The organism is Cupriavidus sp. GW823-FHT06D04, from assembly GCF_058795055.1.
The window spans coordinates 25350-43099 of record NZ_JBXAHL010000032.1 but is presented as its reverse complement, the minus strand read 5'-3'; the positions used below and the strand labels follow the sequence as shown (position 1 = coordinate 43099).

The 17750-nt window shown below is 66.2% G+C and carries 18 protein-coding genes; 10 read left to right on the top strand and 8 right to left on the bottom strand.

The features are described from left to right. Positions 1-5 precede the first annotated feature (5 nt). The 3 genes from dbpA to AC1Q7H_RS29565 form a co-directional block, all read right to left on the bottom strand. Entirely contained in the window at positions 6-1415 is a 1410-nt protein-coding gene (gene dbpA / locus AC1Q7H_RS29575) for an ATP-dependent RNA helicase DbpA (protein ID WP_013955154.1), read from the bottom strand. Between the two features lie 33 nt (positions 1416-1448). Further along, entirely contained in the window at positions 1449-2354 is a 906-nt protein-coding gene (locus AC1Q7H_RS29570; protein WP_492382069.1) for a DUF72 domain-containing protein, read from the bottom strand. A gap of 141 nt (positions 2355-2495) precedes the next feature. Further along, complete coding sequence (locus AC1Q7H_RS29565; RefSeq protein ID WP_371827383.1) at positions 2496-3698, bottom strand: DUF4382 domain-containing protein; 1203 nt, start codon at positions 3696-3698, stop codon at positions 2496-2498. A 525-nt stretch (positions 3699-4223) separates the two neighbouring features. Between AC1Q7H_RS29565 and AC1Q7H_RS29560 the strand changes: the two genes are divergently transcribed. Further along, positions 4224-6023, top strand: coding sequence for a methyl-accepting chemotaxis protein (locus AC1Q7H_RS29560; RefSeq protein WP_492382068.1), 1800 nt, complete (start codon positions 4224-4226; stop codon positions 6021-6023). Between the two features lie 126 nt (positions 6024-6149). Here AC1Q7H_RS29560 and AC1Q7H_RS29555 read toward each other — a convergent pair whose 3' ends face one another. Together AC1Q7H_RS29555 and AC1Q7H_RS29550 are read right to left on the bottom strand one after the other, a co-directional pair. Next, positions 6150-7265 (bottom strand): Fic family protein, encoded by a 1116-nt coding sequence (locus tag AC1Q7H_RS29555; RefSeq protein ID WP_492382067.1) that lies wholly within the window; start codon positions 7263-7265, stop codon positions 6150-6152. A gap of 109 nt (positions 7266-7374) precedes the next feature. Further along, positions 7375-7818 (bottom strand): helix-turn-helix domain-containing protein, encoded by a 444-nt coding sequence (locus AC1Q7H_RS29550; protein ID WP_211980499.1) that lies wholly within the window; start codon positions 7816-7818, stop codon positions 7375-7377. 74 nt (positions 7819-7892) lie between these two features. Between AC1Q7H_RS29550 and AC1Q7H_RS29545 the strand changes: the two genes are divergently transcribed. Together AC1Q7H_RS29545 and AC1Q7H_RS29540 are read left to right on the top strand one after the other, a co-directional pair. After that, positions 7893-8783: a class I SAM-dependent methyltransferase gene (locus AC1Q7H_RS29545; protein WP_492382066.1), complete on the top strand. Its 891-nt coding sequence runs from the start codon at positions 7893-7895 to the stop codon at positions 8781-8783. Then, a complete protein-coding gene (locus AC1Q7H_RS29540) occupies positions 8776-9279 on the top strand; it encodes a DUF2938 domain-containing protein (protein WP_492382065.1) in 504 nt (167 codons plus the stop codon). The genes AC1Q7H_RS29545 and AC1Q7H_RS29540 overlap by 8 nt, the downstream gene beginning before the upstream one ends. Positions 9280-9324: 45 nt before the next feature. Here the strand turns inward: AC1Q7H_RS29540 and AC1Q7H_RS29535 are convergent, their stop codons facing one another. Next, positions 9325-10218 carry a restriction endonuclease gene (locus AC1Q7H_RS29535; protein ID WP_492382085.1) on the bottom strand — a complete coding sequence of 298 codons (894 nt, stop codon included), beginning with the start codon at positions 10216-10218 and terminating at the stop codon, positions 9325-9327. 277 nt (positions 10219-10495) lie between these two features. On the opposite strand from AC1Q7H_RS29535, the gene AC1Q7H_RS29530 reads away from it, so the two are divergent. Next, the gene (locus tag AC1Q7H_RS29530) at positions 10496-11350 is read left to right on the top strand and encodes a hypothetical protein (protein WP_492382064.1); all 855 of its coding nucleotides are present in this window, start codon (positions 10496-10498) and stop codon (positions 11348-11350) included. 22 nt (positions 11351-11372) lie between these two features. Here AC1Q7H_RS29530 and AC1Q7H_RS29525 read toward each other — a convergent pair whose 3' ends face one another. After that, a complete protein-coding gene (locus tag AC1Q7H_RS29525; RefSeq protein WP_010811417.1) occupies positions 11373-11696 on the bottom strand; it encodes a nucleotide pyrophosphohydrolase in 324 nt (107 codons plus the stop codon). A 145-nt stretch (positions 11697-11841) separates the two neighbouring features. On the opposite strand from AC1Q7H_RS29525, the gene AC1Q7H_RS29520 reads away from it, so the two are divergent. The 6 genes from AC1Q7H_RS29520 to hutG all read left to right on the top strand — a co-directional run bounded on the left by AC1Q7H_RS29520 (position 11842) and on the right by hutG (position 16658). Next, positions 11842-12501: a methyltransferase family protein gene (locus AC1Q7H_RS29520; RefSeq protein ID WP_492382063.1), complete on the top strand. Its 660-nt coding sequence runs from the start codon at positions 11842-11844 to the stop codon at positions 12499-12501. A gap of 134 nt (positions 12502-12635) precedes the next feature. Then, complete coding sequence (locus AC1Q7H_RS29515; protein WP_492382084.1) at positions 12636-13430, top strand: IclR family transcriptional regulator; 795 nt, start codon at positions 12636-12638, stop codon at positions 13428-13430. An 80-nt stretch (positions 13431-13510) separates the two neighbouring features. After that, positions 13511-14266, top strand: a complete 756-nt coding sequence (locus AC1Q7H_RS29510; protein ID WP_013955143.1) for a glutamine ABC transporter substrate-binding protein — start codon at positions 13511-13513, stop codon at positions 14264-14266. Positions 14267-14284: 18 nt separating this feature from the next. Next, on the top strand, positions 14285-14953 hold the full coding sequence (locus AC1Q7H_RS29505) for an amino acid ABC transporter permease (RefSeq protein WP_013955142.1): 669 nt from the start codon (positions 14285-14287) through the stop codon (positions 14951-14953). Beyond that, entirely contained in the window at positions 14950-15711 is a 762-nt protein-coding gene (locus tag AC1Q7H_RS29500) for an amino acid ABC transporter ATP-binding protein (RefSeq protein WP_013955141.1), read from the top strand. The genes AC1Q7H_RS29505 and AC1Q7H_RS29500 overlap by 4 nt, the downstream gene beginning before the upstream one ends. 2 nt (positions 15712-15713) lie before the next feature. After that, entirely contained in the window at positions 15714-16658 is a 945-nt protein-coding gene (hutG, locus tag AC1Q7H_RS29495) for a formimidoylglutamase (protein ID WP_492382062.1), read from the top strand. 387 nt (positions 16659-17045) lie between these two features. Here the strand turns inward: hutG and AC1Q7H_RS29490 are convergent, their stop codons facing one another. Further along, positions 17046-17738, bottom strand: coding sequence for a helix-turn-helix domain-containing protein (locus tag AC1Q7H_RS29490; protein ID WP_492382061.1), 693 nt, complete (start codon positions 17736-17738; stop codon positions 17046-17048). Between the last annotated feature and the right edge of the window lie 12 nt (positions 17739-17750).

The following is a 17750-nucleotide window of genomic DNA, read 5'->3' as shown; positions in this document are numbered from 1 at the left end:
GTCTTTCACTCCGTCAGCATCCGCACCTTCACCTTCTTGCCCTTGACCTTGCCGGCATTGAGCCGCTTCACCGCCTCGCGCCCGATGCTGCGCTCCACCGCGATATAGGTCGACATCTCCAGCACATTGATCTTGCCGATCTGCTCCTTGGTGAAGCCGGCATCGCCGGTCAGCGCGCCCAGGATATCGCCCGGGCGGATCTTCTCCTTGCGGCCGCCCAGCATCTGCAAGGTCACCATCGGCGGCAGCAGGCGTTCGTTGCTGGCGGGCCTCAGGTCGGCCAGCGGGTGCCATTCGAATTCGCCGCCGTGGTGCTGCTCCAGGTTGCCCACGCGGCCCATCTCGTCCATGCTGACCAGGCTGAAGGCCCAGCCTTCCTGGTCGGCGCGGCCAGTGCGGCCGATGCGGTGCACGTGGACTTCAGGATCGGGCGTGATCTCGACATTGATCACCGCCTCGAGCTGCGCGATATCCAGCCCGCGCGCGGCCACGTCGGTGGCCACCAGCACCGAGCAGCTGCGGTTGGCAAACTGCACCAGCACCTGGTCGCGCTCGCGCTGCTCCAGCTCGCCGTGCAGCGCCAGCGCCTGGTAGCCCTGCGCGCGCAGCAGTTCCACCAGCTCGCGGCAGCGCGCCTTGGTATTGCAGAACGCCAGCGTGCTGACCGGCCGGAAGTGGTCCAGCAGGCGCCCCACTGCGTTCAGGCGCTCGCCTTCCTCGACTTCATAGAAGCGCTGGCGGATGGTGCTGTTGTCATGCGTAGCCTCCAGCTTGACCGACTGCGGGTTGCGCAGGAAGCGGTGGCTGAGCTTGTCGATGCCGGGCGGATACGTGGCAGAGAACAGCAGCGTCTGCCGGTCCTTCGGGCAACGGCTGGCCACATAGGCGATGTCGTCGAAGAAGCCCATGTCGAGCATGCGGTCGGCCTCGTCCAGCACCAGCGTGTTGATGCCGGACAGGTCCAGGCTGCCGCGGTCGATGTGATCCAGGATGCGTCCGGGCGTGCCCACCACGATATGTGCGCCATGAATCAGGCTGTCGACCTGCGGGCGCATCGGCGAGCCGCCGCACAGCGTCAGCACCTTGATGTTCTCTTCGGCGCGCGCCAGGCGGCGGATTTCCTGCGTGACCTGGTCGGCCAGTTCGCGCGTGGGGCAAAGCACCATCGCCTGTACGTCGAAGCGGCGCGGATCGAGCCGGTGCAGCAGCGCCAGCCCGAAGGCGGCGGTCTTGCCGCTGCCGGTCTTCGCCTGCGCCACCAGGTCCTGGCCCGCCAATGTGATCGGCAGGCTGGCCGCCTGAATCGGCGTCATTTCGTCATAGCCAAGCTGCGCCAGCGTGGCGAGCATGGTGGGCGACAGCGGCAGGGTGGAAAAAGCGGTGCCGGCTTGCGGCTGGGCGGGGGTCGAGTTCATGCGCGATTATAGCGATCCAGGGATGTCGATCCGTCAGTCATCGGCCGGCGGCGTCCAGTCCAGCCGCTCCAGCAGCGCCTGCGCCGCGGCCGGCGCGCGTTCCTTGGCGCCGTTGATAAAGAAGACAAAGACTTCGCGCTTGCGCGCGGCGGGCTTGCGGTCTTCCACCGTCGGCAGGTCGGCTGGCTGGTGGCCCTGCGCCCACGTGCGCACCCGTTCAGCCCACGCATCCAGGTCCCTGGGCGCGTAGCCGGCCTTCAGCTTCTCGCTGCTGGCCATCAGCCGAGCATAGACAAAGTCTGCAGTGAGATCCGCCATCGACGGAAACTTGGGCGAATCGGTAAAGACCGTGGCGGCCTTGTATTTGCGCGCGAGCTTGAGGTAGTCCGGCGCCTGGAAGCTGTCGTGCCGCACCTCCAGCACGTGGCGCAGCTTCACGCCTTCCACCGAGTCCGGCAGCAGCTGCAGGAAGGCCTCGAAGTCTTCCGCATCGAACTGCTTGGTCGGCGCGAACTGCCACACCACCGGACCCAGCTTGCGGCCAAGCTCGGCAATGCCGCTGTCGATAAAGCGTTCGATCGATTCACCGGACTCGGCCAGCACGCGCCGGTTGGTGGCAAACCGCGAGGCCTTCACCGCGAACACGAAATCATCCGGCGTCTCGTCGCGCCATTTGGCGAACGAGGTGCGCTTCTGCGTGCCGTGGTAGGTGCTGTTGATTTCAATCGCGCTGAGGTGGCGGCTGGCATAGGCCAGCTCACGTGCCTGTGCCAGGCCGGCGGGATAGAAGTTGTCGCGCCACGGGGCGAAATTCCAGCCACCGATGCCAACCCGCACCGGCTCGGCAGACGTGGAGGCCTTGCGTGACCTGGCCCTGGATGTGGCCTCAGACGTTGCTGCAGGCTTGGATGCGGCCTTCGCCGCGGTGCGTGCTGCCATGGCGCGATCTCCCGAAACGCGAGACTGGCAGTCTAGCGGGAAACTGCGCCAGACGGTGGCGGCGCAACCGGGCCCCTGGCCAACAAAAAAAGCCGGAAGAGGGCCAGGCCCTCTTCCGGCTTCGTTCCCGGCCCCCCGGAATCAGAACGAGAAATTCACCACGGCGTCGGCGACGTTCACGTCCGCCGGCTTGGTCTGCACCGTACCCGTGGCGCTGGTGGCCTGCACGCTGTACTTGCCCGCGGCGGCGCCGTCCGCCTGCAGCGGAATCGGCAGCGCGGCCTGGTAGGTGCCGATCAGCGGCGCGGCCACCGGCAGTGCCGGTTCGGTTGCAAACATGCTGTAGGCGCCGGTATCGCTGGCGGCAGCCGTCGCCGCAATCTCGAAATTGCCGCCACTGACCAGTTGCAGCGCGCGCAGGGTCGCTTCGGCCGAAGCCGGCGTGACCGTACCCGAAACCCGGCGATAGGTCGACGCCGGCAGTGACATCGGCGCCGCCGCGGTCGAGATCGCCGTGGGCGTGCCCACCACCACTGGCACGCCGCGCACAATGCCCGCCGCCTTGCCATTGGCAGAGCCCGGCACCACCACCACGTCAACCGGGCCGGCCGTGCTGCTCTGCTCGATCGGCGACAGCTTGAAGTTGCCGTTGGCGTCCGCCACCGTCGCCTTCACCACCACGCCGTTGCGCTCGGCATACACGCGCGCACCCGGTGCCCCGCTGACCACGCCGTTCACTTCACCGCTGACGATCGTCGGGATCGCCGTCACCACCGGCTTCAGGCCAAAGGTGCCATTGCCGCGCGTGACCACCGACTTGCACGCGTCAAAGTCCAGCACCAGGTCGGTCAACGTATCCTTTGCCACGGTGAACGGCCGGTTGATCTTGATGCCCGACTGGACCGCGCTGGGCGTATCCAGCGCCTGCTCAGTGCCGCCGACGGGCACCACCGAGTTGGCCAGCGCACCGGCGCCGCCGCCACGGTTGGCATCGAGCACCAGGCGCACCTGCTGGTAATTGCCGGCAGGCAGTGCGGTCTGGCCCAGCACCGTCAGCACGCCGTTGGTCAGCGACAACAAGTCGATCTTGCGCGCGGGCACGACGTCGATATCGACCCAGCCCCCGGCGCTCGCCTCGGCGCTGGCGCTGCTGTGCACGCGCACCTTGTTGACGGTCACGAAGACATTGTTGAAGCCACAGGCCGGTGCATCGGTCATCGAGACCTTGAGCGTCCCCTGCCCGCCGCCATCATCGCCGCCACCACCACCGCAGGCGGCCAGCGCCAGGGCACCGCTCAGAGCGAGCACGCGCATCGGCGCGGAAGTCAAAGAAAGGACTGACACGATAGGCTCTCCGTTTGGTTTATTTGTGAGTTGATCGGAGGATATGTTGCTAATCGCATAACGGCTGTAAATCTTTGTAATACGTTGTGAAAAAGTCGTTAGCTTGTCTGCATGACTGATCAGCAAGGCTTGACGACAGATGTACTCTCGCCCAAGCCGCCGTCGGATGCGCTGCGGCAAGCGTTCTGCTGCGGCTGCCATCACGCTCATGAACGCCCGTATCGGCAATCACCGCTGCGTTGCAACGCCGCTTGTATTGCAACGCATCGGATCAGGCGTCTGATCACGCCGAAACCCACTCCTGCGTACATTCACGTTACGAATTTCAGATCCACCGGTGCGCATTCCCGAGCCGCGCAAGCGCACTATCGCGCACCAAATTGGCGCGTTGTGTCGTCAACCTGATCGCATTCGACCGGATTTCGCCTGCCTGCCTCAAGTCGGGCGCACCCGCTCCGTATACAGCGGGGTGGAAATCCCACAAATAAACGCCCCCCAACGATTCCCTACGAAGGATCTCCCCTGATGTTCATTACCATCCGTGCGCGGATCGTGGCCCTGTGCGTGGCCATCGTCATCGCCGCGCTCGCCATCAATACGGCGCTGAACCAGTTCGTCGCCAACCGCTATAACGAAGACGCCATCGACAGCAGCCTGGCTGCCGTGCAGAGCGGCCACGCCAGCGCCATCGTCGATTGGGTGGCCTCGCACAGCCAGATGATCCAGTCGCTGCAGGATACCGTGCTGCAGCCCGAACCCGATGCTGCGCTCAAGCAGGTGGCCGACGCCGGCCGCTTCACCAAGGTCTACGTCGGTTATGCCGACAAGACCTCCAAATTCTCCGACCCGAAAGGCGTCCCGCCCGGCTACGACCCGACCGCCCGGCCCTGGTACAAGCAGGCCGCAGCAGCCGGCAAGCCGGTGGTTACGCCGCCCTATGTCGCTGCCAGCACCGGCAAGCTGGTGGTGACATTTGCCACGCCCGTGGTCCGCGATGACGAGGTCAAGGCCGTGGTGTCCGGCGATGTGGCAATGGACACCGTGATCGCCAACGTCAAGGCGATCCGCCCCACGCCGGCAAGCTTCGGCATGCTGGTGGCCAGGAACGGCGACATCGTCGCCCACACCGAAGACAAGCTCACGCTCAAGCCGGTGACCGAACTCGTGCCCGCGCTGAACGCCGACAAGCTCGCCGCACTGGCCGGCGCAAGGACGCCGCTGGAAGTTGAAGTCGGCGGCAGCGCCAAGCTGCTCGGCGCGCGCGCCATCCCCGGCACCGACTGGATGGTCATCGTCGCCCTGGACAAGGCCGAGGCCACCGCCGGCATGCGCTCAGTGCTGATCGCATCGGTGATCGCACTGGTACTGATCGCAGGCGTGGCCGCCGCCGTAGTCTGGGGCGTGGCAACGATGTCGCTGCGCGGCCTGTCAACCGTGCGCGATGCCATGGACGCCATCGGCTCCGGCGACGGCGACCTGACCCAGCGCCTGCCCGCCGACGGCAACGACGAAGTCGCGCAGATCGCGCGCGCCTTTAACACCTTTGCCGACAAGCTCTGCACCATCATGCGCCAGATCCGCGACGCCAGCGAATCCGTGCGCGCCGCCTCCGACGAGATCGCCGCCGGCAACGCGGACCTGTCGCGCCGCACCGAATCCGCCGCCGCCAGCCTGCAGCAGACCGCGGCCTCGATGGAAGAAATCACCGCCACCGTCAGCCAGTCTGCCAGCTCTGCCCAGCACGCCAACGAATCCGTCACCGCTGCCTCGCGCGTGGCCGCCGACGGCGGCGTCGTGATCGGCGAGGTGATCACCACCATGGGCCAGATCGAAAACGCCTCGGTCAGGGTCTCCGACATCATCGGCGTGATCGAAGGCATCGCCTTCCAGACCAATATCCTGGCGCTCAATGCCGCGGTGGAAGCCGCCCGCGCCGGCGACCAGGGCCGCGGCTTCGCCGTCGTGGCGGGCGAAGTGCGCGCCCTGGCCCAGCGCAGCGCCCAGGCCGCCAAGGAAATCAAGACCCTGATCGAATCCACCGTGGACAGCGTCAGCTCCGGCTCCGGCCAGGTCCGCCGCGCCGGCGACACCATGAGCGAGATCGTCAGCAACGTCTCCAAGGTGACCGGCATTATTTCCGAGATCACTCACGCAGCCATGGAACAGACCCGCGGTATTCAAGAGGTGAATATGGCAGTGAGCCAGCTGGATCAGATGGTGCAGCAGAATGCGGCGCTGGTTGAGCAATCCACGGCTGCTGCGGCGGCGCTGCAGACGCAGGCCGGGAGCCTGGCGGGGGCGGTGGGGCAGTTCAGGTTGGGGTGAGATTGGTCTTCCGGGGAACAGCTTCGGGAGCGAGAGCGGCTGGCTGCCGAGCAATAGCCGAATAAGGTGACATGCAACTTTTCTGGCAAAGGGCGCTTCGAGCAGGTCAGGCTTTGATAATCGATATCAATCAGTCAGTTCGTATGACGTGCTACGCCCGCCAGCGCCAGACTTTCGCAGCGCCCCCAGCGCCACCAACTCATTTATATCCCGCAGCGCTGTGTCCGGCGAGCACTTGGCAATCGCAGCCCACTTGCTGGACGTGAGCTTGCCATCGAAGCCATCGAGCAGCCGGTTCAGCAGTTTCGTCTGTCGCTCGTTCAGTGGCGTCGCGCCCCAGCGCTGCCAGAAGCGCGCTTTGGCCAGGACCGCGTCCAGCGTGTGCTGTGCATTCTGTACGGCCCGCAACAGCGCATCAAGGAACCAGGCGAGCCATTCGGTGACGTCCAGCGAGCCCTGCTGCGTACGCTCCAGGATGTCGTAGTAGTCCTTGCGTTCGCGTTGGATCTGCGCGGACAGGCTATAGAACCGCTGAGGGCTACCGTCTGCCCGGGACAACAGCAAGTCACCGATTGCCCGTGCGATACGGCCATTGCCGTCGTCGAACGGATGCAGCGTAACGAACCACAGATGCGCCAGGCCGGCCTTCAGTACTGGCGCATCTGCCTGGTCGGTGTTGGCCCAATCGAGAAATCGCGCGACCTCTGGCTCAAGCCTGTCTGCCGGCGGCGCTTCAAAATGGACGCGCTGGCGCCCGTAGGGGCCGGACACGACCTGCATCGCCCCCTTGGCATCGTCGCGCCATGCCGCGACACGTAGCTGCGACATGCCGCTATACCCCGTAGGAAATAGCGCCCCGTGCCAACCGAACAACCTTTCCTTGCTGAGTGGCTCGTTGCAGCGGCCGCTTGCATCCAGCACCATCTCCACGACGCCTTCCACATGCCGGTCCACCGCTGCCAGCGCGCCGATGTCCACGCCCAGCCGGCGCGCAAGCGAAGACCGAACTGAATCGGCATTGAGCCGTTCGCCCTCGATCTCGCTGGTCTTGACGACGTCCTCGGTCAGCGCGGTCAGGCTGGCCTCGCCCCGCAAGGCCATTCCTACATCGGCAAGGCGGCCCAGGAGCATGCCCTGGGCGCGTGTCACATCAGCCAGCGGCCGAGCCAGCGCTGCCAGGTCGTAGTGGAATTGTGGCCAGTCAGGCGATTGCCAGATATAGAGCCATTCTCCGCGTTTCATGCGGAGATTATGGCAGCTATCTCCGCATGCGCCAATTATTCACCGCAAATTTCGCGGGGGAATATCAATGCAATCTCCGCATACGCCCAGCACGAGGATCTTTCGACACCTAATGGGGGCCACCGGGAGGCCCCGAGGCGTGATCCCGCCGCCCACCAATCGCCCCCGACGCCGCCGCACGCAGAATCCGCTGGAACGTCGGGCACTCCATATGGCTTGGCGCCGGGCAAACCGCCGCATGCCGCAGTCCGTCGCGCATCGCCGTCAGCTTGCGGATGGTCCGGTCCAGCTCATCCGCCTTGGCCGCCAGCACCTGCCGGTCGATGTTCGGCTGGCCCTGTGGCGAGAACATCTGCGCGATGTCATCCAGCGAGAAACCGGCGGCACGCCCCAGTGCAATCAGCGCCAGCCGCTCCAGCACGCCGGCATCGAACACGCGCCGCATCCCGCGCCGGCCGATGGAAGCGATCAGCCCCTTTTCCTCGTAGTACCGCAGCGTCGAGGCCGGCACGCCTGCGTGCCGGGCCACTTCCGCAATATCCAGGCTTGTCACCGCTTGACCTCAAGTGGACTTGAACTGGCACAGTGTAGCTTCCAAGCCAGGACGGCGTGCAAGGGGATATGACCATGGGTGAGCAACAACAGACCAGCATCAACGGCGGCGACCAGGCCGCACTGTGGAACGGCCCGTCTGGCCATGCCTGGGTCGCGGAGCAGGCGGTGCTCGACGACATGCTCCGGCCGCTGGAAGGCCTGCTTGTCGATGCGGTCGGCAAGACCTCGGCACAGCATGTGCTCGATGTCGGCTGCGGCACCGGCAGCACTACGATCGCGCTGGCGCGTAAGCTCGGCGCGCAGGGCAGATGCACCGGCATCGATATTTCCGAGCCGATGCTCGCCGCTGCACGGGCACGTGCGCAGCAGGACGGCTCGACCGCCAGTTTTATTCGCGCCGACGCGCAGGACTACGCCTTCGCGCCAGCAAGCTTCGACAGCATCGTGTCGCGCCTGGGCGTGATGTTTTTCAGCGATCCGGTGCGGGCCTTTGCCAACCTGCGCCGGGCCGCAACACCGGATGCCACGCTCCAATGCATCGCCTGGCGCAGCGCCGCAGAGAATCCGTTCATGACCACCGCCGAGCGCGCGGCAGCGCCGCTGCTGTCCAACCTGCCGCCGCGGCAGCCGGGTGCGCCGGGGCAGTTCGCCTTCGGCGACCGCCAGCGCGTGCAGGCCATCCTGGAAGAGGGCGGCTGGACCGGGATCAATATCCAGCCGATCGACCTCGTCTGCACGCTGCCGGAGCCTGCGCTGGTGGACTACCTGTCCAGCCTGGGTCCCGTCGGCCTGGCCCTGCGCGAGGCTGAGGCAAGCACACGCGCCAGCGTCATCGAAACCGTCCGCGCGGCATTCGAGCCTTACGTTCATGGCGCAACCGTGCGCTACACCGCTGCCTGCTGGATGATCACCGCCCGGGCTTCGGCTTCATCACTGACGGCCGGGGAGACTGCCCATGCCTGATACAGCGATGGCGCTCCTGTTCAATGCGGTCGTGATCGGCACCGGCGCAACGCTGGTGATGGACGCCTGGGCCATCCTGCGCAAGCGGTTGCTGGGCGTTCCTGCGCTGGACTATGGACTGGCAGGCCGCTGGCTAGCGTGGCTGCCGCGAGGACGCCTTTGCCACCATCCCATCGCGGCGTCGCCACCGGTGCGCGGCGAGCGCGGGATCGGCTGGATCGCCCATTACCTGACCGGCATCGTGTTCGCGGCCATCCTGCTGGGGCTATGGGGACTCGACTGGGCGCGTCATCCGACGCTGGCACCCGCGTTGATCATCGGCATCGGCAGTGTGGCGGCACCGTTCCTGCTAATGCAGCCGGCGATGGGTGCCGGCATCGCCGCGAGCCGCACGCCACGGCCAAATGTGGCACGGGCGCATAGCCTGGTGACGCATGCGGTGTTCGGGCTGGGGCTCTATGTGGCGGGTTGGGTTGTGAGCCTGGTCGCGATCTGACAAGCGGCTACAGCGGCAGACTGCCGTTGTCCGAACCAGGGAGAGTCAGAGGCCACGCACGCCGCGGCATTTGGGGAACGTGGCGCAGCCCCAAAACGGATTGCCAGCGTTCGCGCCCTGTTTGGCGATGCGTTGGATCATGGCGCTGCCGCAGCGCGGGCAGCCTGGCACGGCGGCAGGCGGCATCTCAGTTGGCTTCGGCGGTTCCGCGGCGCGCGTCGGCGCGTTCGCAGCGGCAGGCGGGGGTGCGGCCGACCCCGTCGGCGCTGCAGCGCGGGCGCGCTTGACCAGCACGGTGAGTGCCTGGCCATCGATCAGCTCTATGTTCCGCCCAGGCGCGAAGGCCCGCGCATCGGCGGTGAACTGCCCCGATGTCACAACGAATCCTTGCGCCGCACCCTGCGCAGCCATCACGCCATACAGTTCCCGCACCACCGTGACCGGCACCTTGTAGGCGCGCCATTGCTTGCACTGCACCAGCGCCAACTCGTTGCCCTTTCTGAGCCGCAGGTCGATGCCCCCGTCCGCACCGCCGCCACCGGTCTCCGCCACAGCGTAACCGCGCATCCGGAACACCTCTCCCACCAGCCGCTCGAAATCTCGCCAGGTCATCTGACGCAGGGCGTCGCCAGACTGGCTCGCCGCCACGCTGCGCACCAGTTCTTGCCGCTTGCGGCGGCCCAGCCACGAAGCCACCGCGCCGGCCAGCAGCAACAGCGGCACGATGTACTGCCCGTACATCGACAGCGCCTTGACCATCTGTGTCACGACCATTTGGCCGATTTGCCCCGGCGCGGCACTGACCGGCACTTCGGCAATCGCATAACGGTGCAGCACCGCGTAGGCAATGGTGGCCAACGCCACGCCTACCCACCATGGCAGTGCTGCGGCAATGCCATACAGATCCTCGAAGACGCTTGATTGCTTCCTGCGACCCATGATGACCCCTTCGCTTTTTGTTTTTGTCAGACCGAAGGATGCCGTACGGGGGCTGGCATGTCGCCCCTGCGCACGCGGGGGACGATGGGGAAGGCAAGAAGGTATAGCCGCGGTCTTTCGGATCTGTGGCCTCGGCCACGCATCCGAGGCCGCGCCCAAAGTTTGCTGCACGGTTCTGTGGGATAGCGAACCGTAGATGGATGGCGCCGTACCAGAATAGAAGTCCATCGGCGCCCGCTTCAGCGCCGGACGATCCCCACTATCACGGGGCGACAGGATGACAAGGCTTTCGGGCCGTCTGGCCGCGTGCATTGCGTTCGGTCTTCTGCTGGCTGCCAGTGCGCAGGCGTCGGATATTGCCTGCAAGACCACGCTGCGTCCTTCCCGCTGCGACGATCCGCTCGCCGCCGGCACGTCCTGCCTGCAGTCGGTGCCGCACGCCGCCGACCTGATCTGCGATCACGCGATGCTCCAGCGCGAACACGAGCGCATCCATGCGGACCAGCAGCGCCGGCTTCGCGCCGGCGCGATCCAAGGGCGCGACATCGCCGCCTGGCGAGAGCGCCGGGACGCGTGCACGTCGGTGAAATGCCTGGATAGGGTCTTTGCCAGCTGGCGCCGGCAGCCAGGCAAGAAACCGCCGCAGGCTGCCGCGCCGCAACCAACGCCGCCGGCGGCGCGGGCGCGGGAGGCGTCGAGGAACAAGCAATCTGCGGTCACGGTCGAGGCCTCGCGGCCAGCCGTCGCGCCACCTCCAGCAACTCAACCAGTAGCGGAGCAGCCTCCAGCCCTGCCATCGGCAGAGCCATTAGCCGAACCGGGAATGCAAGCGCCCCCTGTCGTGATCCAAAGAGCCTCCGGCCCGACGCCCCAGCAGGCGTCCATCCGTCCGACGCTGGCGTCGCAATCACGCGGTTGGACATCGCTGGGCACGCTGGCGTGGCTGGGCATGTGCAGCGCGGGCGTCGCCTGCTGGTCCCGGCGTACGCGCGGCGAGTGGCTGCCGGGGGTCACCCGCCTGCGCGAGCGGACACGGGATGCGCCGCCCATCGTGCTGTTGGTGAGCGGACTGCTCGCTTTGAACGGAGTGCTGCTGTTGTGCGTCCTGGCGGGGAGCCGGCCATTGTCGTGAGCTCACGCCGTCGCCGGGCGCCTCATTCCGGCAGCGGGTACTTCCTGGCGTTCATCTCCATCTTGGCGCGGATCGCCGCGTCCAGATCCACGCCCAGTGCCGTCACCAACTGCGCCAGGTAGATGGTGATATCGGCAAGCTCCTGCTCCACATGCTCGCGCTCGTCGGTGGACATAATGGCGCGCGATTCCGCATCGGTCTGCCACTGGAAGATCTCGACCAACTCGGACACCTCCACGCTCAGCGCCATCGCGAGGTTCTTGGGGCTGTGGTACTTGCCCCAGTTTCGGGCCTTGCCGAAGTCCTGGGCAGCTTGCTGGAGGTTCTTGATGTCGATCAGGGGCATGGTGGTGTGACGAAAGCGGTTCACTGCGCCCCGGCATACGCCGGCGCAAAACGCAGATTTAATCACGACCCGGCCGCCCTCGACACCCGGGCCGCCTGAGGCTTACCCTTCGCTTGTGCATCCACCGTCTCAACGGAGGTTCCCCATGCGCCCGACTCCCGGCATGGCGATTGCCACGCGCGCCGGCACGCTCGCCTACCTGGCCATCGCCATCGCAGGTTGGGGCGGCATCGCCCCCTTTTTCGCGCACCCGGCGCGCGTGGCCCTGACCCTGGTCCTGTTCGCCCTGTCCGTCGCTGCACTCTTCTCCGGCGGCAACATCAGCAGCGGCATGCGCGAGGACCGCGGCAACCGCTGGGTGTTGGCAGTCTTTGGCGTGCTCGGGCTGCTGGCGGCGTACCTGCCGCCCTTTACCGACCGCATCGGCTTCTGGACGCTCGATGGCGACACCATGCGCTGGATCGGCGTGGCGCTGTTTGCCGGCGGCGGCGTGCTGCGGCTGTGGCCGGTGTTTGTGCTGGGGCGGCGCTTCAGCGGGCTGGTGGCAATCCAGCCGGGTCATACGCTGGTGACCACCGGGATCTATAGCGTGATCCGGCATCCGAGCTACCTCGGCTTCCTGGTCAGTTCGCTGGGATGGGTACTGGCGTTCCGCTCCGGCGTGGGCGTGGTGCTCACGCTGCTGATGGTGCCAGTGCTGCTGGCGCGCATCCGGGCGGAAGAGGCGCTGCTGCGCGACCAGTTTGGCGACGAGTACGCGTCGTACTGCGACCGGACCTGGCGGATGCTGCCAGGCATCTACTGATCGCGGCGCAGCGGCGCCCCATGCACTTGGCCGATCAAATTGCCAGTCATCAAGGGTTATCCCTAGCCCTTCATTCCCATTTTCCGGGACTCTCGGTTTTGATTTCTGGGAATCAGGTCCTATTCTTGGGCCCTATGTTGAATGCCGTCGACAACCCCACCGCCGTGAAGCCCGCGACACCCACGCCTGCCGAACCCGGCCAGCCCGCGGGCGGTGCCGATCGCGTGCTGTTCGTGCTGGCGGCGCTGGCGCAGCACGGCGCGCCAATCACGGTGCGCGAGCTGGTTGCCAAGACCGGCCTGCCCAAGAGCACGCTCTACCGGCAGCTGATGATGCTCAAGCGCTGGGGCTTTGTGCTGGAGTCCGACGGCGAATACGCGCCGGGCCCGATCAGCCTGCAACTGGCGCTTGGCTTTGACATGGCCTCGCACCTGGCGCGCGAAGCCTTGCCCGACATGCAGCTGCTGGCGCAGCAGTCCGATGAAAGCGTAGGCCTGGTCGTCGCCGTCAAGGATCACGCGGTGTGCCTGGAGATGGTGGAGAGCCGCCAGTCGCTGCGCTGCTCATTCGAGAAAGGCCGCGGCGTGCCGCTGCGCGCCGGTGCGTCGGCCAAGTCGCTGCTTGCATTCATGCGTGATGAAGCGCGCGAGCGCCTGATCCGGGCCCAGTGCGAGCCAGGCGAAGCCGAACGGCTGCTGGCCGAGCTGACCGCCATTCGCGAGACCGGCTACGCCGTCAGTGAGGGCGAGGTGGATCCGGGCGTGTGGGGCGTGAGCGCGCCACTCTTCTCGCGGCGCAGCAAGGCCTATGCGCTGGGCTCCATCACGCTGATGGTGCCGGCCACGCGGCGGCAAGGGCGCGAGACCGCGCTGATCGACATGACCGTGGCAGCGGCGATGCGGATTTCCGCCCGGCTGCAGTCTTACTGAATACCAAGCAAATCGTTACCGCCGCCGTCGGCACACCCATGCGACGGCAGATCCCTCGTTCCCGAGAATAGGAGACTTCCATGAACCTTCGTCGCAAATGCCTGATGGCCGGCCTGGCAACCCTGACCGCCCTGACCCTTGGCACCGCCGCGCACGCGCAGGACAATGCCGTGCTGCGCGTGGCCACCGACGCCACCTTCCCGCCGATGGAATTTATCGAGAACGGCAAGCGCACCGGCTTTGACGTGGAGCTGGTGGAGGCCATGGCCAAGACAATGGGCAAGCGGGTCGAATGGACCGACATCGACTTCAAGGGCCTGATCCCGGGGCTGGTCTCGCGCCGCTTCGACATGGCAGTGTCCGGCATCTACATCACCCCCGAGCGCAGCAAGGTGGTGGACTTCACCGAGCCGTACTACACCGGCGGCCTGGTAGCGCTGGTCAAGAGCGGCAACACCACCGTCCACGCCCCGGCCGACCTGAACGGCAAGAAGGTCAGCGTGCAGGTGGGCACCAAGTCGGTTAGCTTCCTGCGTGACACGTACCCGCAAGTGCAGCGTGTGGAAGTCGAGAAGAACCAGGAAATGTTCAACCTGGTCGAGATCGGCCGTGCCGATGCCGCCGTGACCGGCAAGCCGGCCGCGATGCAATACGTCAAGACGCGCGGCGGCCTGCGCATGGTGGAGCAGCCGCTGACCACCGAGGAATACGGCATGGCCGTGCGCAAGGACACGCCCGAGCTGACCCGTGCCCTCAATGCCGCACTCGCCAAGGTGAAGGCCGATGGCACCTATGCCAAGCTGACCCAGAAATGGTTCGGCACGGCCGCCAAGTAAGCCGCGCGGATCATCATCATGGAATTGGATTTTTCTCCTGTCTTTGCCGGCTGGCATGACATCCTCCACGGCGCCGTTATCACCGTGGAGGTGACGGCCTGCGCGCTGGTGCTGGGCTGCGTCATGGGCCTCTTGGTCGGCATCGGCCGGCTGGACCCGAATCGCCGCGTCATCTACAGCATCTGCACGGCCTACGTGACCTTCATCCGCGGCACGCCGCTGCTGGTGCAGTTGTTCCTGCTGTTCTTCGGGCTGCCGCAGTTCAACATCCTGCTGCCCGCCTTTGTGTGCGGCGTGATCGGGCTGGGCATCTATTCCGGCGCGTATGTGTCGGAGATCGTGCGCGGCGCCATCCAGTCCGTGGACAAGGGCCAGATGGAAGCCGCCCGCTCGATCGGCATGTCTTCCGGCCAGGCCATGCGCGCGGTGATCCTGCCGCAGGCCATCGTGCGGATGATTCCGCCGCTGGGCAATGAGTTCATCGCCCTCATCAAGAACTCGGCACTGGTGTCGCTGCTGACCATTGCCGACCTGATGCACGAGGGCCAGAAGATCATCAGCGTGTCGTACCGGTCGCTGGAAGTCTATCTGGCGATCGCGCTGGTTTATCTGATCCTGACGAGCGCGGCCGGGCTGATCCTGCGGCGCGCCGAACAACGGCTGCGCATGGGAGGCATGGTGCAATGAGCGATTCCGCAATCATCCGGATTCGGAACCTGGGCAAATCGTTCGGCGGCCATACCGTCTTGCGCGGCATCGACTTCGATGTGGAGCCGTCGCAGGTCGTGGTTGTGATCGGCCCCAGCGGCTCGGGCAAGAGCACCTTCCTGCGCTGCTGCAACGGCCTGGAACAACCCGAGGCCGGCACCATCGACATCGTCGGCAAGCGCCTGGTGACCGACGGCCAGCTGATCGGCGAGCACGAGCTGAACCAGCTGCGCACCGAAGTGGGCATGGTGTTCCAGTCGTTCAACCTGTTCCCGCACCTGTCGGTGCTGCACAACGTCACGGTCGGTCCCCGCATGCTGCGCGGCGCCTCGCGCGAGGAAGCCGAGCGCAAGGCGATGGGCCTGCTTGAGAAAGTCGGCCTTGCGCACAAGGCCCACGCCATGCCCGCCAGCCTGTCCGGCGGCCAGAAGCAGCGCGTGGCCATTGCCCGTGCGCTGGCCATGGAGCCGCGTGTGATGCTGTTCGACGAGCCGACCTCCGCGCTCGACCCCGAGCTGGTGGGCGAAGTGCTGCAGGTGATGAAGGTGCTGGCCGCCGAAGGCATGACCATGGTCGTGGTCACCCATGAAATGGGCTTCGCCCGCGAAGTGGCCGATGTGGTCGTCGTCATGGATGGTGGCGGCATCATCGAGGCCGGGCCGCCGTCGGTCATCTTCTCGGCGCCGACGCAGGAACGCACGCGCGGCTTCCTGCAGGCCGTGCTGACGCGGGCGTGACGATGGCTGGGACCCAGAACCTCTGGCAGGGCCGCGTCGACGACGGTGAGCGTGGCGACACCACGCGCCTGTTCCGCATCGTGCATGCGCTGGAAGCGGCAGACGTGACGCCCCTCAACGGCGCGCCGGTGTTGCTCGGCTTCAATTGCGACGCCGGCGTGCTGCGCAACCAGGGCCGTCCCGGCGCCGCGCACGGCCCCGACGCCATCCGCCAGGCGCTGGCCAACGTGCCGGCGCACGGGCTGGCCGCGTTATACGACGCCGGCAATGTCAGCTGTGACGACGGCGACCTGGAGTCCGCCCAGCTGGCGCTGGCGGGCACCGTGCGCGGCGTGCTGGCGCGCGGCGGGCTGCCGCTGGTGCTGGGCGGCGGCCATGAAGTGGCTTGGGGCACGTGGCAAGGCCTGCGCGCGCACCTGGATGCGCAGGACGATGGCGGACGCGTGCTCATCATCAATATCGACGCCCACTTCGACCTGCGCACCAGCCGGCCCGCCAGCTCCGGCACGCCGTTCGACCAGATCGCCAATGCCTGCGCCGAGCGCGGGCAGCCGTTCGACTATATCTGCCTGGGCGTGAGCCGCCTCAGCAACACGCCGGCGCTGTTCGGCCGCGCCGATGCGCTGGGTGTCTGCTACGTGGAAGACGTGGACATGCAGGAGCGTCACCTGGCATCGCGCCTCGCGGAACTGGCGGCACGCATCGATGCCACGGACCACTTGTACCTGACCATCGACCTCGACGCGCTACCCGCGGCCGTAATGCCGGGCGTGTCGGCACCCGCCGCCTACGGCGTGCCGTTGCCGGTTGTGGAGGAAGTGGCCATGCTTGCCCGCCGCAGCGGCAAGCTGCGCGTGGCCGACCTGGCCGAGTACAACCCGCAGTACGACCGCGACCACCAGGGCGCGCGCGTGGCGGCGCGCCTGGCCTGGCGCCTGTTCGGCTGACCACGTCCCCCCCGCTCCGCAGTTGGCAACCGCGGCGCCCGGCGATAGTATTGCCTTCGCTAGATTGAGCGATTCTGATCAGAATTGATAAAGCGATGCGAGGGCAGTCCTGCGCTGGCGCGGCCGCCTTGCCGCGCCCCCGGGCCGCCCGTCGCCGCTTACGGGCGGAAGGGTCTGCGTGATCGAACAAATCGTCATCGTCGGCCTTGGCTGCATCGGCCAGGCCGTGCTGCCACTGCTCGAACGAACCTGGCCGCGGCCCGCGATTGCCGTGGTCGACCGGGTGCTGGACGGCAGCCGCCGGAAACTGGCTGCCAGGCACAAGCTGGATGATGACCATCACGGTCGACAAGACGCCCGGATTTATGCAACAACGCCCCCTTTAGCCTACAGACGGATATCAACGGAAGTTGGCGTGGCGAACAGCTTGGGTTCCTTGCCGAGCGGAAACCCGATCACGTACAGGACGTTAGCTGGCATTGGCCTGTCCGGGTCCGAGCTTCCCTTCAGCAGCACTTGGCGCTCGGCATAGCAGAGCGAAACGCCAAGGGTCTTGAGCACATCGATGTTGGCTTGCATCGTGTCCGACGCCTCGCGCTTCTCTGCTTCGGTATAGGCGTCCAGGGCATCGCGGTAGTTGCGGAAATATTCCATCAGTGCGGCGAAGCGTTTGTCCGCTTCGCCGCCCATTTCGAAGGCCAGCTCCGACATGTCCATTGTGCTGGTCTGCGCCAGCTCCGCCAACTGCTTACCCGTGGTCAGCCGAATCGCCGCGAAGGTGACGTGCTCGAGGTCGAACTGTTCCTGCGCAGCCTTGAGTTCGTCTTCTGGTGGAATCGCGAACGGCTTGTTAAGCGTGTCGATATCCAGGAAATCGAACGCGCTGGCCAGCGCCCGGCAGGTGTCGGCATCGGCCGGCCAGCCTCGCTCGACGCGCTGAACGGTTCGCACGTTGAGCCCGGCGATCACGGCCAACTGCTCTTGCGTCCATTGCCGGGCGTCGCGGAACACCTTGATGCAGACAGCCAGCTCGGCGGGAGTCAGCAGGCGTACTGGTGGCGTGTTTTCCGTCGTATTCATTTCGTTGCTCCT